The sequence below is a fragment of the Mycobacterium sp. NGS57 genome (assembly GCF_059812405.1).
Window position 1 is genome coordinate 1 of the sequence record NZ_JCALCP010000017.1, and the last position, 17143, is coordinate 17143.

Sequence of the window (17143 nt, forward strand, 5' to 3'; positions counted from 1 at the left end):
GTCGGCGGCGCCGGTGGGGCCGGCGCCAACGGCGGCAACGGCGGCACCGGCGTCAACGGCAACACCGGCACCGCGGGCTCCACCGCCTACGGCACCGCCGGGCAGGGCCAGGCCGGTGGCAACGGCGGCGGCGGCGGGGCCGGCGGCTCCGGCGGCAACGGCGGCGTCGGCGGCAAGACCCTCGGCGGCACCGGCACCCAGGCCGCCAGCGGGGCCGGCGGCGCCGGTGGCAGCGGCGGCAACGCCGGAACACCCGGCAGCGGCGGCAACGGCGCGGCCGGCACCAGCACCAACCCGAACGGCGGCGCCGGCGGCAACGGCGGCAACCCCGGCCTCCGCGGCGCGGCCGGCAGCGGCGGCACCGGATCGACCACGGGCGCCAACGGCAGCATCGGCGCCGGCGTCACCGGCCCGGCCGGCAACGGCGGCAACGGCGGCGCCGGGTTCAACCCGACGGCGGCCGGCGCCAGCGGCGGCAACGGCGGCGCGGGCGGCAACGGCGGCCTGGTCGGCAACGGCGGTAGCGGCGGTAACGGCGGCAACGGCGTGGCCGGCAACAACGGCACCGACGGCGTCAACCCCGGCGACAACGGCGGCAACGCGCAGGCCGGCGGGTCCGGCGGCAGCGGTGGCGCCGGCGGCCGCGGCGGGGCGGTCTCGGGCAACGGCGGCGCCGGCGGTAGCGGGGGCACGGGCGGCGCCGGCGGCCACGGCGGCGCCGGCGTGACGGGCTCCAACGGCGTGGCGGGCGTGGACGACTACGGCACCGGCATCGGTGGCGGCCAGAATGGCGGCAGCGGCGGCAACGGCGCCACGGGCGGCAACGGCGGCAACGGCGGGGCCGGCGGCGCCTCGGCGCACGGCACCCGCGGCACCACCGGCGCCGGCGGCCAGGCCGGCAACGGCGGGAACGCCGGCACGCCGGGCGACGGCGGCAACGGCGCGACCGGCACCGCCGCGGACCCGACCGGCGGCGTCGGCGGCAACGGCGGCAACCCCGGCACCGCGGGCGGCGGCGGCACCGGCGGCCTCGGCTCCACCAACGGCGCCAACGGCGTCGACGGTGCGCTGCCCACCACCCCGGCCGGCAACGGCGGCAAGGGCGGCGCCGGGTTCACCTCGACGACCCCCGGCGCCAGCGGCGGCGATGGCGGCGCGGGCGGTTCCGGCGGCACCTACGGCAGCGGCGGCGACGGCGGCGCGGGCGGCAACGGCGTCGCCGGCGCGGCCGGTGCCCCCGGCCTCAACCCGGGCGACAGCGGCGCCACCGGCCAGAACGGCGGGTCGGGCGGCAACGGCGGCGCGGGCGGCAACGCCGGCGCCGACCTGGGCAACGGCGGCAACGGCGGCGCGGCCGGTAACGGCGCCGACGGCGGCACCGGCGGCACCGGCCAGGACGGCGCCAACGGAATCTCGGGCGTCAACGCCTACGGCAACGGCGTCAGCGCCGGCCAGAACGGCGGCGGCGGCGGAAACGGCGGGACCGGCGGCAACGGCGGCACCGGCGGTGTCGCCGGCACCTCCGGCCTGCACGGCAACCCCGGCATCGCGGGCGCCGGCGGCAACGCCGGCAACGGCGGCGCGGCCGGCACACCGGGCGACGGCGGCAACGGCGCGGACGGCATCGCCATCAGCAAGGCGGGCGGCTCCGGCGGCACCGGCGGCAACCCGGGCACCGGTGGCGCCGGCGGCACGGGCGGCGCCAGCGGCGACAACGTGAGCACCGGCAGCAACGGCACGGCCGGAGCGGACTTCACCGGCGTGGCCGGAAACGGCGGCAACGGCGGTGTCGGCTACACCCCGGTCCTGCCGGGCGCAAGCGGTGGCGCCGGCGGCGCCGGCGGTGACGGCGGCAGCCACGGCGACGGTGGCGCCGGCGGGGCCGGCGGGAACGGCGTCGACGGCAGGGACGGCGCGTTGTCCGGCGCCGGCGCCAACGGCGCCAACGGTCAGGCCGGCGGCGCCGGCGGGGCCGGTGGCGGCGGCGGCAAGGGCGGCTCGGTCGCCGGAAACGGCGGGGCCGGCGGCGCCGGCGGCGACGGCGGCAACGGCGGCAGCGGCGCGGCCGGCGGCGACGGCGCCGACGGCATCGCGAACCAGAACGCCTACGGCACCGGCATCGGCGGCGGCCAGAACGGCGGCAACGGCGGCAGCGGCGCGGTCGGTGGCAACGGCGGCGCCGGCGGGGCCGGCGGCACCGCGGCCAACGGCAGCACGGGCGCCGGCGGAGCGGGCGGCAACGCGGGCAACGGCGGCAGCGGCGGCACCGTCGGCAACGGCGGCAACGGCGCCGAGGGCACCACCCAGCATCCCGACGGCGGGGCCGGCGGCAACGGCGGCACCATCGCAGGCGCCGGCGCCAACGGCGGCAACGGCGGCACCGGCGGCAGCGGCTCGACCAAGGGCGCCGACGGCGCCGACGGCACCGCGGGCACCACCCCCACCGGCCTCGCCGGCAACGGCGGCAACGGCGGTGACGGCGCCAACGGCACCCCGCAGAACCCCGACGGCGGCAACGGCGGCGCGGGCGGCAACGGCGGACCGTACGGCAGCGGCGGCGCCGGCGGCGACGGCGGCAACGGCCTGCCCGGCACCAACGGCACCGACGGCACCAACGGCAGCCCCAACGGCACCGCGGGGACGCGCGGCGGCAACGGCGGCAACGGCGGCGCCGGCGGCAACAGCGGCCAGTACAACGGCTACGGCGGTGTGGGCGGCGACGCCGGCAACGGCGCCAACGGCGGCAGCGGCGGTAACGGATTCGCCGGCGGCACGGGTAACGGCGGCAGCGGCGGCCCGGGCGGCACCGGCGGCGCCGGCGGCAACGGCGGCAACGGCTTCCTCGGCGGCGGCGACGGCGGCGCCGGCGGGCTGGTCGGCAGCGGCGGCGCCGGCGGCACCGGAACCGGTGGCGGAACCAACGGCACTCCGGGCGCCACGCCCACCACGATGACCGGCAACGGCGGCAACGGCGGCAACGCCTTCGGCGTCCCGGGCGCGAGCCAGACCGGCTACGCCGGTGGCGACGGCGGCAACGCCGGGTCCTACGGCAACGGCGGCAACGGCGGCAACGGCTACACCGGCGGCATCGGCAGCACCGGCAGCACCGGGACCAACCCCGCCGGCACCGGCGGCGTCGGCAACACCGGCGGCCAGGGCGGCGCCGCGGGTAACGGCGGCAACGGCGGCACGATCCAGGGCAACAGCGGCAGCGGCGGCAATGGCGGCAACGGCGGCCAGGGCGGCACCGGCGGCACCGGCGGCACCGGCGACTTCAGCGTCAACGGCGGCACCGGCGGCACCGGCGGCCTCGGCGGTGCCGGTGGTGCCGGCGCGGCGGGCGGCAACGCCGGCAGCGTCACCAACGGCACCGTCGGCAACGGCGGCAACGGCGGCAACGGCGGCAACACCGGGCTCGGCGGGGTGGGCGGCACCGGCGCCTCGGGCACCGCCGCCCACCCCACGGGCGGGACCGGCGGCAACGGCGGCGACCCCGGCACCACCGTCGGTATCGGCGGCGCCGCGGGCACCGGCCTGAACCCCGGCACCCAGGGCCAGAACGGCGTCGTCAACACCACCTCCAACGTCGTCAACGGGGGCACCGGCGGGGCCGGCTGGAACTCCAACGACCCGACCCGGCCCGGTGGCAACGGCGGGACCGGCGGCAACGCCGGGCAGTACGGCATCGGCGGCACCGGCGGCCACGGCGGCAACGGTGCGGCGGGTCAGGCCGGCACCAACGCCGCCAGCCCGGGCGCCGACGGCGGTGCCGGCGGCAACGGCAGCGCCGGCGGCAACGGCGGCCAGGGCGGTTTGGGCGGCACGGTCGGCGGCGACGGCGGCGCGGGCGGCGCGGCCGGCAACGGCGGCAGCGGTGGCACCGGGGGCAACGGCGCCAACGGCGCGGCCGGCATCAACAGCGGCAACGGCGGCAACGGGGGCGCCGGCGGCAACGGCGCCGGCGGCGGCACCGGCGGCAACGGTGGCGCGCACTTCGGCGCGGGCTACCACGACGGCAACGGCGGCGCCGGCGGCAACGGCGGCAACTCCGGGCTCGGCGGCAACGGCGGCAACGGCGCCGCGGGCACCGCCGGCAACCCCAACGGCGGCAGCGGCGGCACTGGCGGCGACGCCGGTACCGCCGGCGGCGCCGGCGGCGGCGGCATCGGCAACACCAACGGCGGCGGCGGCACCGCCGGCAACGTGCCCACCACCCCGTCGGGCAACGGCGGCAACGGCGGCAACGGCTTCAGCCCCGTCGCCTCGGGCACCAGCGGCGGCGCCGGCGGCGCCGGCGGTAACGGCGGCAACTACGGCAGCGGTGGCAACGGCGGCAGCGGCGGCAACGGCACCGCGGGCCCGTCCGGCAGCAACGGCATCACACCGGGCGCCAGCGGCACCTCCGGCATCGCCGGCGGGGCGGGCGGCAACGGCGGGGCCGGCGGCAACGGCGGCAGCCAGCTCGGCAACGCCGGCAGCGGCGGCGCCGGCGGCGACGGCGCCAACGGCGGCAACGGCGGCAACGGCCGGATCGGCCAGTTCGGCGTCGCCGGGGTCAACAACGGCGCCGGCGGCAACGGCGGCAACGGCGGCGACGGCGGCGCGGGCGGTGTCGGCGGCAACGGCGGGGTCGCCGGCACGGCCACCAACGGCAGCGCGGGCAGCACCGGCACCGCCGGCAACGGGGGCAACGGCGGCAACGCCGGCAAGCCGGCCAACGGTGGGTCCGGGGCGGCCGGCACCGTCGCCAACCCCAACGGCGGCAACGGCGGCAACGGCGGCAACCCCGGCGCGGCGGGCAGCGGCGGCGCCGTCGGCACCGGCACCGGCACGCCGACCGGCGGCACCAACGGCGCTTCGGTCACCGGGCCGGCCGGCAACGGCGGCCAGGGCGGCACCGGCTACACCCCCACCACCCCGGACACCAGCGGCGGCAACGGCGGGGCCGGCGGCAACGGCGGCGCGATCGGCAACGGCGGCAACGGCGGCGCCGGCGGCAACGGTGTGTCGGCGGTCGTGTCCGGCACCAACGGGATCAACGCCGGCGACAGCGGCACCGCCGGTCATTCCGGCGGCAGCGGCGGCAACGGCGGCGCCGGCGGTCTGGGCGGGTCGACCTCCGGCGACGGCGGCAACGGCGGGGCCGGCGGCAACGGCGGCAACGGTACCAACGGCGGCAACGGCGTGAACGGCGCCAACGGCGTCGCCGACAGCGACGCCTTCGGCAACGGCGTCAACGGCGGCGAGAACGGCGGCAACGGCGGTGCCGGCGGCAACGGCGGCGCCGGCGGCAACGGCGGGGCCGCGGGCACGGCGCAGGGTGTCGGCGCCAATGGCACGGTCGGCGCCGGCGGCAACGGCGGCAACGCCGGCAACGCCGGCACGGCAGGCAACGGCGGCAACGGCGTCAACGGCACCGCCAACAACCCCAACGGCGGCAACGGCGGCAACGGCGGCACCGAAACGCCCGGGATCGGCGGCACCGCCGGCACCGGCTCCGGCACCCCCACCAACGGCACCAACGGCACCGCGGCCCAGGCCGGCAACGGCGGCACCGGCGGCACCGGCTACACCCCCACCGTCGCGGGCGCCAGCGGCGGCACGGGTGGCGCCGGCGGTGATGGCGGCAGCTACGGCAACGGCGGCGCCGGCGGCGCCGGCGGCAACGGCGTCGCGGGCACGGCGGGCGTCAACGGGTCCGGCAGCGGCGCAAGTGGCACCTCCGGTACCGCCGGCGGGGCCGGCGGCGCCGGCGGCGCCGGCGGCGCGGGTGGCACGGTCTCGGGCAATGGCGGCACCGGCGGGGCCGGCGGCAACGGTGCGGCCGGCGGGGTCGGCGGCAACGGTGTGACCGGCGCGGCCGGCACGGCCGGCTCGAGCGCGTTCGGCAACGGGCCCGGCGGCGGTCAGAACGGCGGCAGCGGCGGCAACGGCGGGGCCGGCGGGGCCGGCGGCAACGGCGGCGCCGGCGGTACGGTCACGTCCGGGATTGCGGGCGCTGCCGGCTCCGGTGGCAACGCCGGCAACGGCGGCAACGCCGGAACGGCCGGCGACGGCGGCGCGGGCGCGGCGGGCACCGCCGGCAACCCCAACGGCGGCAAGGGCGGCAACGGCGGCAACGCCGGGTCGGCGGGCCTGGCCGGCACCACCAGCACCGGTTCGCCGGCCGGCGCCCCCGGCACCAACGGCGCCGCCGCGAACGGCGGCAAGGGCGGGGCCGGCGGCAGCACCACCTTCGCCGGCGGCAACGGCGGCAACGGCGGCACCGGCGGTAGCGGCGGCAACCTGGGCAACGGCGGTGACGGCGGGGCCGGCGGCAACGGCGCCACCGGCACGACCGGCGCCAGCGGCAGCACCCCCGGCGCCAGCGGCGTCACCGGCGGTACCGGCGGGGCGGGCGGCTCCGGCGGCACCGGCGGTGCCGGCGGCACGATCTCCGGCAACGGCGGCAATGGCGGCGGCGGTGGCCAGGGCGGCACCGGCGGGACCGGCGGCAACGGCGCCGCCGGTGACTTCTCCGTGAACTCCGGCACCGGTGGAACCGGCGCCAACGGCGGCACCGGCGGGGCCGGCGGCGCAGCCGGTAGCGGCGGCAACGCGCTGGGTGCGGGCAACGGCGGGGCGGGCGGCACCGGTGGTGCCGCCGGCAACGGCGGGGCACCGGGCACCGGTGGCAACGGCGCGGCCGGCACCGCCACCAACCCCAACGGCGGCAACGGCGGCAACAGCGGCACCGGCGGCAACGGCGGTCTCGGCGGCGCGGGCGGGTCCGGCGGGGCCGGCGGCGCGACATCCGGTAATGGCGGCCTGGCCGGCAACGGCGGCAAGGGCGGCAACGGCGGCAACACCGGCGCCACCCAAACCGGCGGCGCGGGCGGTAGCGGCTTCAGTGGCGGCGGCAACGGCGGCAACGGCGGTACCGGCCCCAGTGGCGGCAACGGCGGCAACGGCGGCGCGGCCGGATCGGGCGGCGCGGCCGGCACCGGCGGCACCACGGGCGGCAGCGGCACCGGCGGCCTCGGCGGCGCCGGCGGCACCGTCGTGCTGCCCAACGGCGGGTCGGCCGGAAGCGGACAGGGCGGCGGCGCCAACGGCAACACCGGCGCGGACGGCACCGCCGGCACGCCCGGCAACCCCGGCTGAGCCGGCTCAGGCGTCCGGGAGCGGGACGAACCGGCGGAATTTGCCGCTGGCGGCGTTGCGGTCGAGGTGGTCGACCGCGCACGCGGTGACGCCGGCGCCTTCGAGCCCGGCTTCGGCCAGCGCGCTCGTCAGCCGGGAGAGGAAGGCGTGGGCGGCGAAATCGCCCGTCGCAACGACGGATACGTCGATCCCGTGCGACGTCTGGGTTACCTGGTAGTCGATGACCTCAGGGGTGGCCACCATCACCGAGCGAATCGCGATGGGGTGCACGGCCGTTCCGTCTGGTAATGGAAGACGTCGTCGGTGCGGCCCCGCACGCGGGCGCGCAGGTGTCCGTGGCCAGGGGCGTCGGCCACCCGGGTAAACGTGTCGGTGAGCTCGTAGCGGATCAACGGCTGGGTCAGGTTGTACAGGTTGGTGATCAACACCTTTGCCGCGGGCGCACCGGTCGGCACGGGACGGTTGTCGGCGTCGACGAGCTCGACCACGCACATGTCGGTGTTGAAGGCGAAGACGTCGTCGTCGGGGCCCGTCCTGCCGAACAGGCCCTCGGTGGACCCGAAGCCGTCGTAGACGGGTGCGCCGAAGGCCGCCCGGATCGCCGAACGCAGCTCCGGGAGCAGCGTTTCGCTGGTCGAGGACACCTGCTCCGGGCGGATCTGCAGGCGCCCGAGGCGCGCCTCGGCGGCCAGCCGGCCCAGCATCGAGGCATATCCGCCGAGAATGGTGGGCCGAATCCCGTTGAGCTGCGCCACGATCGCGGGCAACGGGCGGGTCGCAGGGATGAGGTGGAAGCGACCGAACGACCAGTCGCCGACCGTCAGCGACGTCACCAAACCGGTGGCGTGCACGGCCGACGGCGCCGCCACCAACACCCCGACATCGTCGGCCTGCGGCGGGCGCGAGAGCGTTCCGGGTGCGGCGGGCCGCAGCACCGCAACAGCGAAGGCGGCCAGGGCCTCTCGGTCCATCACGACGACGCCCCGCGCCCCCGAGCACCCGCCGGAGGCCAGCGCGACGTACCCGTCCAGCAGCGGGACGGGCTCGGCGCGGGTGTGGCTCAGCGCGGACTCGACGTCCGCGCGGCGCAGCCGGCGGTCGGTGAACACGTCGTCGAGGTCGGCCATCATGTCGGCCTTGGTCATCACCGGCAGCGCAGACATGTCGCGGGGATCGACCGCGTCCAGGTCGATCCCGCGTAGCCGTCGCGCGTGGAACGGGGAGTGCTCGGCCGCGTGGGCCAGCAGCCTGGCCAGGCCGCGACGCTGCTCGGAGTGGATCTGGTCGGCTTCCCACGACAGCCGCGCGAAATGCGCTGCGGCGCCGTCCAATAGGTCGGCCTGCACGGTGCGGCGCAGCTCGTCCCAGGTGGGCACGGTCGTCGTCATCGCGTGAATCCCAAAGCGGGCAACATGAACTCGACGATTTGCCGCTCGGGAACCGCGGCGGGATTGGCGCTGCGCTCCAAGGCGGCGCCGGTCGAGGTCGCGAAGATGAACTCGGCCAGCGACCGGGCCGGAATCGCCGGGACCAGATCGGCGCTGTCGAAGACGTGCGTGAGCACCGAGGCGAACTGGTCGACCGCGCGCGAATGCAGCGTCGCGTAGCGGCGGTTGAGGTCCGGGTTGCGCACGGCCTGCGCCCGGAACTCGGTCAGCACGAACTGCCAGCCGGGCGCGGATTGGTCGTCTTCGGCGCCCGCGCGAAGGAGCGCATTCAAAGCGTCCAGCCCGCTGAGGCCGGTCACCGCGCGCCGATGATTGGCCGCGCGCTGCTCGATGCGCTGCTCGAGCAGCGCGAAGAACAGGTCGGGCTTGCTGCCGAACTGGGAGTAGACGACGCCCTTGGAAAAGCCGGCCTCCTCGGCGATGGCCTCGAGGGTCGCCCCCGCGTAACCGCGCTCGATGAAGACCCGCTGAGCCGCGGCCAGCACGCGCCCGCGATTCTGTTCGACCTGCTCTGCACGCCGCAGCCGGGTGGGCATGCCGAAATTAAATACCGTCGGTATTCGGATGTCAACGGTATCTAGAAGTGCAGCGCGCGGAACCGCCAGTCCAGCACGGGGCGATCCGGCGCCTCCGGTGTGTCCGAGACGGCGTGGACCAGCGAGCGCAGCCCCAGCACTCCCCCGTGTGCGACCGGCTGCGCGGTTTCGACGTGCAGCTCGCTGTAGAGGGTGTCGCCCTCGTGCACCGGGCCGGTGTGGTCGCAGGACTGCCACCCCAGGACCGTCACCAGGTTGGGCAGCAGCCTGCTGGCCTGCGCGAGCGCCAGCCCGATGGTGTGCCCGCCGTAGACGAGGCGGCGCCCACCGGCCCGCGAATCATGGTGCACCGCAGCGATGTTCAGCGTGAGCCGGGCGAGCTCGGGCGCGCCGGTGACCACGTCCCCGGTGCTGCGCAGCACCGCACCCGCGAGGCCGGGGTCGAAATGCGGGCCCGGCACCTTGTTCCGGAACGCGTCGGCGTCCCACTGCTCGGTTGGGTCGTGGGCCGGGGCGGGCACGTCGGCGCCGATTACCGACAGGTCGTCGCCGGGCGCATCGCGGGGCCGCCAGTCCGGGCCGGCCGGCAGCATGGCACAGCGGTAGAAGTCGAGCACCAACCGGTCGGCCTGGTCGATCGTGATCATCCGCAGCGCCGCCAGCCCCGTCGGCGCCCGGCCGGACTTCACCGAATTCGCCCGCAGCCCAACCACTTCGGTGCGGGTGTACAGCGAGTCGCCGATGACCGGGAAGCGGTGAAACGTCAGGCCGCGATAGAACAGGTTGGCCTTGACCCGCTGGGTGGCCAGCGTCGACTGCCCGATCGCCACGTCGCACACCAGCGCCGGATGCGCCAGCGGCCCCGGCGATCCGGTCACCGCGGTGCACAGATCGGTGTCCAGGGACAGCCGCAGCCGGTCGCCCACGATGGCCTGATGCGCGGCGGCCATCCCCGCCGACAGCGTCATCGCCGGCGCCCAGTCGAAGACCTGTCCCGTCGACAGGTCGTCGAAGTAAGGACCGCCCTCGCGTACGCGCGCAAAAGTCACCGGGCCAATATGGCACACGTGAGCAGTGAGCTGAACGACGAAGAACACATGCTGGTCGCCACGGTGCGGGCGTTCATCGACCGCGACGTCAAACCCACCGTCCGCGAGGCCGAGCACGCCAACACCTACCCCGAGGCGTGGATCGACCAGATGAAGCGGATCGGCATCTACGGGCTGGCCATTCCCGAGGAGTACGGCGGGTCGCCGGTGTCGATGCCGTGTTATGTGCGCGTCACCGAGGAGCTGGCCCGCGGCTGGATGAGCCTGGCCGGCGCGATGGGCGGACACACCGTGGTGGCCAAGCTGCTGACGCTGTTCGGCACCGAGGAACAGAAGCGCGCCTACCTGCCGTCGATGGCGACGGGCGAGCTGCGCGCCACCATGGCGCTGACGGAGCCGGGCGGCGGATCGGACCTGCAGAACATGACGACCACTGCTTTGCCGGACGGCCCGGATGCGTTGCTGATCAATGGATCGAAGACCTGGATTTCCAACGCGCGCCGCTCGGGATTGATTGCGCTGCTGTGCAAAACGGACCCCGACGCCACACCGCGCCACCAGGGCATCTCGATCGTGCTCGTCGAACACGGGCCGGGGCTGACGGTGTCGCGGGACCTGCCCAAGCTGGGTTACAAGGGCGTCGAGGCGTGCGAGCTGTCGTTCGACAACTTGCGCGCCCCCGCGTCGGCCGTGCTGGGCGGGCGCACGGGCGAGGGCTTCGCGCAGATGATGAAGGGCCTCGAGACGGGCCGCATCCAGGTGGCGGCCCGCGCCCTGGGGGTGGCGACGGCCGCGCTCGAGGACGCGCTGGCCTACGCCCAGCAGCGGGAGAGCTTTGGAAAGCCCATCTGGAAACACCAATCCGTCGGCAACTACCTGGCCGACATGGCGACCAAGCTCACCGCCGCCCGCCAGCTCACCCGGTATGCCGCCGAGCGCTTCGACAGCGGCGAGCGCTGCGACATGGAGGCCGGGATGGCAAAGCTGTTCGCCTCCGAGACCGCGATGGAGATCGCGCTGAACGCCGTGCGCGTCCACGGCGGCTACGGCTACTCCACCGAATACGACGTCGAGCGCTACCTCCGTGACGCGCCGCTGATGATCGTCGGCGAGGGCACCAACGAAATTCAGCGCAACGTGATCGCCGGACAGCTGGTCGCGCGCGGCGGCATCTAGCGGCGAATCTGCCCGCCCGGCACGGTGCCCTACGCTATATTTGCCGGACCCAAGGGAACCGAAGAAGGGCAAACTGCCATGAGTTATCCCCCAGGGCCGTACGAAGGTTCCCCCGAATGGCAGCCCCAGCAGCCGCCATGGCAGCAGCCGCCGCCACCGCCCGGCTACCCGCCGCCGCAGCCGGGTTGGCCCGCACAGCGCGAGCCGGACAACTACCTCGTGTGGGCGATCCTGTGCACGGTCCTGTGCTGCCTGCCGTTCGGGATCGTCTCGATTGTCTACTCCACGAAGGTCTCCGGGCTGTGGGTCCAGGGGCGCTACGGCGAGGCACAGGCCGCGGCCAACAACGCCAAGAAGTGGGCCATCATCGGCGCGGTGGTGGGCGGTGTCTTGTGGGTGATCGTCGCGATGGTGTATCTCTTCCTCTTCATCCTGGGCATGGCCGCCTCGACCCTTCCGTCCACCACCACCACGACCTACTCGGGCTACTGAGCGTCCCGTTGGGCGCCAACGTAAGTCGCGTCCACCAGGCCCCAGGACCGCGCGGTGTCGGCGCCGACCGTGCGCCCGGACAGCACCAGGTACGCCGTGCGCCAGCGGCCGATCCGGCGGGTGACGCTGACGGTGCCGCCGGCGCCGGGGATCAGGCCCAGGCCCAATTCGGGTAGGCCGAACACCGAATCATCTTGCGCCACAACCCATCCGCAGAACGCCGCCATCTCCAGCCCGCTGCCCAGCACCCTGCCGTGCACCTCGGCGCGACACGACCGGCCCAGCCGGGAGGTAAGCGTGTCGAGCGCCAGCGCGGGGCTGTGTCGGGTGCGGGCCAGGTGCGCGCTCGCCGGGTCGGCGAAGGTGCCGAACTCCGCGAGGTCGCCGCCGCTGCAGAACGACGGGCCGTTGCCGCCCAACACGATCCCGGTCACCGACGGGTCCAGCTGCGCGACGGCCAGGGCCTCGAGCAGCGCGGCCCGCGCGTCGGTGGAGAACGCGTTGTGCCGTTGCGGCCGGTTGAATGCGATGCGCAACGTGTCGCCGTCGCGGCGGGCCAGCACCGGGTCGGCGATCTCGGGCATGCGCGCCGGGCCGCGTTCGTCGAGCCAGCGCGCGAACTCCGGGCCGCTCTGCAGCGTCGAGTAGGCCAGCGACTCGGTCACCACCCCGGACAGCGTCGGACCGTCGGGATCGATGGATCGCAGCACGTCGTCGCACACGGCGCTGGCGTGCGGCCAGCGCTCGAAGCGCCGCTGGAGCTCGGTCAGGGCCGCGGGAACCGAGTCGACCGTGATCGCCCGCCGGTCGTCAGCGGCGTCCTCGGTGAGCGTGAAAGTCGCTCGCTCCAGCCAGTATTCGGGTGCGTCGGCAACCGGACCCACCGCGATCACCACGCCGGGCGGCGTCGCACCGCCGGCCTCGGGCGGTTCTGTCAGGTCAACGACGCGCAGCGTCACACGGAGTACTTCTTCACCAGCTCGCCCTTGTAGAGCTTGCCGGTGTCGGTGCGCGGCAGTTGCGCCTCGAAGGAGATCGACCGCGGACACTTGTAGTGCGACAAGCGATCCCGCAGCCACGCCAGGAGTTCGTCGGCGAACTCGCCGGTCGCGTCGGCGGGGTCGACGGTCTGCACCACGGCCTTGACGCTCTGGCCCATCTCGTCGTCGGGGATGCCGAACACGGCCGCGTCCAACAGCTTCGGGTGGGTCACCAGCAGATTCTCGGCCTCCTGCGGGTAGATGTTCACCCCGCCGGAGATGATCATGTGGTGGCGCCGGTCGGTCAGGTAGAGGTAGCCCTCCTCGTCGAGGTAGCCGACGTCGCCGACGGTCGACCACCCGTGCGTGTCGCGTGAGGAGGCCGTCTTGTCCGGGTCGTTGAGGTACTCGAAGGCGTTGCCGCCCTCGAAGTAGATTTCCCCGGGCTGGCCGGGCGGCAGTTCGTTGCCGTTTTCGTCGAGGATGTGCACGACGCACGCCATCGGCTTGCCGACCGATCCCGGGTGGGCCAGCCATTCCTCGGCGCTGATCAGCGTCGAGCCGTGCGCCTCCGAGGAGGCGTAGTACTCGTCGACGATCGGCCCCCACCACTGGATCATCTGCTGCTTGATCTCCACCGGGCACGGCGCCGCCGCGTGCATCACGCGCTGCAGCGACGAGACGTCATACGAATCCCGCACGGCCGCAGGAAGTTTCAGCATACGAGTGAAGTGGGCCGGGACGAACTGGGCGTGGGTGACCCGGTAGCGTTGGATGGCGTCGAGGCAACCCTCGGCGTCGAACTTCTCCAGCACGACCGTGGTGATGCCGCCGGCCTGCGCGGTCATCGACCACACCGACGGCGCGGTGTGATACAGCGGGGCCGGGCTCAGGTAGATCGTCTCGGGGTTCATCCAGAACTGGACCAGCGCCGACATCATGCCCGGTGCCTCGGCGGGCGGGACGTGCGGCAGTTCGCGCTTGATGCCCTTGGGCCGGCCGGTGGTGCCCGACGAGTACTGCAACAGGTCGCCCTCGATCTCGTCGGCGATCGGCGTATCGGGTTGGTCCGCAACGCATTCCGGGTAGCGCGCCCAGCCGTCCAGATCGTCGTCCGCGATCAGCAGTAGCTCGGGCAGGCCGCCCGGGAGGTGCTCGCCGAGGTTCTCGCACGTCTTGCGCAGCGCCGCCGAGCCGATGATCGCCCTGGCGGCGCTGTTGTCGACGATGTAGGCGGCCTCGGCCGCGGTCAGGTGGGTGTTGATGGGCACGAAGTACAGGCCGCTGCGGCGCGCCGCCCACATCGCCGCGTGGATGTGCTCGTTGTTCTCCATCAGGATCGCGACGGCATCGCCCTCGACGAGGCCGGCCCGCCGGAAGTGGTGCGCCAGCCGGTTGGCGCGGGCCTCCATGTCGCCGAACGTCACCACCGTGCCCGACGGGTGCAGGATGACGACGGGCTTGTCGGGGTGCGCTTCGGCGTGCTCGCGAATCTGCATGGCTGAACTCTACGATGCGCGAAGTTGACGGGTGTCAAGGTGTCGGGTTCGCGCTTCTCTTTCGGTTGCCACGCACCTGCCTTACAGTGCGTCAATGCGCGTCGACGCAGGCCAAGGGACACCGGAGGCCCCGTCGGGTGTGGTGACCTTTCTCTTCACCGACGTCGAGGGGTCGACGCGCCGGTGGGAGACCGACCCCGACGCGATGCGGGAGGCCCTGGCCACCCATGACGACCTGCTGGCCCAAACGGTAGCGGCGCATCGGGGCTGGCTGTTCAAGCACACCGGGGACGGGGTTTGTGCGGCGTTCCGCTCTCCGACGGCCGCGGTGGACGCGGCGATCACCGCGCAGCGGGGGTTGGAGCTGCCGGCGCGGATGGGCATCGCCACCGGCGAGGCGGAACTGCGCGACGGCGATTATTTCGGCGCCGTGCTGAATCGCACCGCGCGGGTCATGTCGGCCGGACACGGTGGGCAGATCCTGCTCGATGGCGCGACAGCGGAACTGCTCGCCGGTGTCGACCTGGTCGACCTGGGTGCGCGCCGGCTGCGAGACATCGCCAAACCCGTTGCCATCCACCAGGTGCGGGCCTCCGGACTGGCAACAGACTTCCCGCCGCTTCGGGCGGTCGACGCGGTGCCGGGGAACCTGAGGGCGCCGGCAACCTCGATCGTCGGCCGGGAGTCGGACATCGACGAGGTGCAAAGGGCACTCAAAGCCCATCGCCTCGTCACGCTGACCGGCGTGGGGGGCGTCGGCAAGACCCGGCTGGCACTCGAGGTCGCCACGCGCCTCGCGAACGACTTCCCCGACGGCGTCTTCCTGATCGAGCTGGCAACCGTCGGCGATCCGGCCGCGGTGCCCGACGCCGCCGCCGCCGTGCTGGGGATCATCCAGCAGCCGGAACTGAGCCTGGCGGACAGCATCGCGATGGCCTTGGCGGGCCGGTCGCGGCTGTTGGTGTTCGACAACTGCGAACACGTCCTGGACGCGGCGGCCGAGCTGATCGACAACATCCTCGAGCACTCCGCGACCGTGACGATCCTCGCCACCAGCCGCGAGGGCCTGTCGCTGGGCGACGAACAGCTGTGGACGGTGCCCTCACTGGACCGCGGTCGCGGCGTCGAATCGCCCGCGGTGACGTTGTTCATCGAACGCGCACAGGGTTTCGCGCGCGGCGTGTCCTTCGCCCACCGCGACGACGCGGACGCCGTCGTCGAGATCTGTCGCCGCCTGGACGGGATACCCCTGGCCATCGAACTGGCCGCCTCGCGGATGGTGTCCATGACCCCGACCGAGCTGCGCGACCGGCTCGACGACCGGTTCCGGCTGCTGGTCGGATCCCGGCGCGGGCTGGAACGGCACCAGACGCTACGGCACATGGTGCAGTGGTCCTACGATTTGCTCGACGAATCGGAAAGGGCGCTGCTGCAACGCTGCTCGGTGTTCGCGGGTGGGTTCGACCTTCCGGCCGCCTGCGCGGTCACCGGATCCGGCGACGACCTGACCACACTGGACCTGCTCCACGCCCTGGTCCGCAAGTCGCTGCTGGTGGCCAACCGATCGGCGTCGCGAACGCGCTTCTCGATGCTGGAGACCGTCCGCCAGTTCGCCGAGGAACAGCTCGTGGCCGCGGGCGAAGCGGACGCCACCCGCACCGCGCACGCGCGCTACTTCGCAAGCCGGGAATCCGAAGTCATGGAGTTGTGGGACAGCGCCCGACAGGGCGAGTCCTACACCTGGTTCACCGACGAATTGCCGAACCTGCGCAGCGCGTTCCGGTGGGCCGCCGACGCCGACGATCTCGACACCGCCATCCCGATCGCCTGGTACGCAACGGTTCTGGGGTTGTGTGTCGAACAGTACGAGCCGGTCCCCTGGGCCGAGGAACTCATCGAACCGGCGGCGGCGGTCGACCACGGGCGGCTGGTGCACCTCTACCTGGCGGCGGTGCAGTGCTACGCGCAGGGCCGCATCGAGGACTACCTCCGCTATAGCGAGGCCGGCCAGGCGGCAATCCTGAGCGGGCGCTACCCCGACGCGCCGGAAGCACTCGAGCCGATGATCGGGGTCGGCCACATCGTCACCGGCCAGCCGCAGCGCTGGGTTGACTGGTGCCACAACATCATTGCGCGGCGCCCGAATCCGCACACCCTGGTGCACGCCTGCCTGGTCTACGCGCTGATCATCAGCGGGGACAGCGCCGCGGCGATCGCCGCCTCGCAAAGCCTGCCGGCCGCCGCGGAGACCGCGGACAACCCGAACGTGCGGTCGCAGGCGCTGCTGGCATACGGATTCGCCAACTCCGCGGCCGAACCGGCCAAGGCCTATCACGCCCTGTCCCGCGGTCTCGCTATCGCCCGCGAAAGCGGCAACAGACAACAGGAATCGCACCAGACGCTCATCCTGTCCCGGCTCGCGGTTTCGCAGGGCAACCGGAGCGAGGCCCTCGACCTGCTGACGGTGGCGATGCGAAACTTCTTCGATTCGGGCAGTTTTGCGCTGGTGCGCAGTCCGATGGCGATCCTTGCCGCGTTCCTGGTCCGGCTCGGCCAGCACGCGCCGGCGGCCATCATCAGCGGGTTCGGCGCAACGCCGCTGACGTCGAACGCGTTTCCGGAAATCAACTACGCGATCGCGGACCTGCGCGCCGCCCTCGGTGACCAGGAGTACCAGTCGTTGGCCCGAAAAGGGGCGGCCATGACCATCGCCGAAATTGTCAGCTATGCGCTCGACCAGATCGACCGGGTGCGGGCGGAGCTTGCCGGAGAGCCTCCGGAACATCTGCGAACACGAAAGCCGGATCGGTAGAGTTCTGC

The 17143-nt window shown here is 74.4% G+C and carries 10 protein-coding genes; 4 read left to right on the forward strand and 6 right to left on the reverse strand.

Annotated features, from left to right (window positions below):
• A partial coding sequence (locus AC5Y43_RS23520) for a hypothetical protein (protein WP_499976714.1) occupies positions 1–7143 on the forward strand: 7143 nt, incomplete at its 5' end.
• 6 nt (positions 7144–7149) lie between these two features.
• On the opposite strand, the gene AC5Y43_RS23525 is transcribed toward AC5Y43_RS23520, so the two are convergent.
• The 4 genes from AC5Y43_RS23525 to AC5Y43_RS23540 are packed head-to-tail and all read right to left on the reverse strand — an operon-like array spanning position 7150 to position 10176.
• Positions 7150–7413: a hypothetical protein gene (locus AC5Y43_RS23525; RefSeq protein ID WP_499976590.1), complete on the reverse strand. Its 264-nt coding sequence runs from the start codon at positions 7411–7413 to the stop codon at positions 7150–7152.
• Positions 7386–8531, reverse strand: coding sequence for a phenylacetate--CoA ligase family protein (locus AC5Y43_RS23530; RefSeq protein ID WP_499976592.1), 1146 nt, complete (start codon positions 8529–8531; stop codon positions 7386–7388). Before AC5Y43_RS23530 ends, AC5Y43_RS23525 begins: the two co-directional genes overlap by 28 nt.
• Complete coding sequence (locus tag AC5Y43_RS23535; protein ID WP_499976594.1) at positions 8528–9127, reverse strand: TetR/AcrR family transcriptional regulator; 600 nt, start codon at positions 9125–9127, stop codon at positions 8528–8530. The genes AC5Y43_RS23530 and AC5Y43_RS23535 overlap by 4 nt, the downstream gene beginning before the upstream one ends.
• A 41-nt stretch (positions 9128–9168) precedes the next feature.
• Entirely contained in the window at positions 9169–10176 is a 1008-nt protein-coding gene (locus tag AC5Y43_RS23540) for a MaoC family dehydratase (protein WP_499976596.1), read from the reverse strand.
• 9 nt (positions 10177–10185) lie between these two features.
• Between AC5Y43_RS23540 and AC5Y43_RS23545 the strand changes: the two genes are divergently transcribed.
• Complete coding sequence (locus AC5Y43_RS23545; protein WP_499976598.1) at positions 10186–11352, forward strand: acyl-CoA dehydrogenase family protein; 1167 nt, start codon at positions 10186–10188, stop codon at positions 11350–11352.
• Positions 11353–11430: 78 nt separating this feature from the next.
• Complete coding sequence (locus AC5Y43_RS23550; protein ID WP_499976601.1) at positions 11431–11844, forward strand: CD225/dispanin family protein; 414 nt, start codon at positions 11431–11433, stop codon at positions 11842–11844.
• Here AC5Y43_RS23550 and AC5Y43_RS23555 read toward each other — a convergent pair.
• Together AC5Y43_RS23555 and fadD4 are read right to left on the reverse strand one after the other, a co-directional pair.
• Positions 11838–12797: an enoyl-CoA hydratase/isomerase family protein gene (locus AC5Y43_RS23555; RefSeq protein ID WP_499976703.1), complete on the reverse strand. Its 960-nt coding sequence runs from the start codon at positions 12795–12797 to the stop codon at positions 11838–11840. The genes AC5Y43_RS23550 and AC5Y43_RS23555 overlap by 7 nt on opposite strands.
• A gap of 2 nt (positions 12798–12799) precedes the next feature.
• Complete coding sequence (fadD4, locus tag AC5Y43_RS23560) at positions 12800–14323, reverse strand: fatty-acid--CoA ligase FadD4 (RefSeq protein ID WP_499976603.1); 1524 nt, start codon at positions 14321–14323, stop codon at positions 12800–12802.
• Positions 14324–14417: 94 nt separating this feature from the next.
• On the opposite strand from fadD4, the gene AC5Y43_RS23565 reads away from it, so the two are divergent.
• The gene (locus AC5Y43_RS23565) at positions 14418–17135 is read left to right on the forward strand and encodes an ATP-binding protein (protein ID WP_499976605.1); all 2718 of its coding nucleotides are present in this window, start codon (positions 14418–14420) and stop codon (positions 17133–17135) included.
• The last annotated feature ends 8 nt before the right edge of the window (positions 17136–17143 follow it).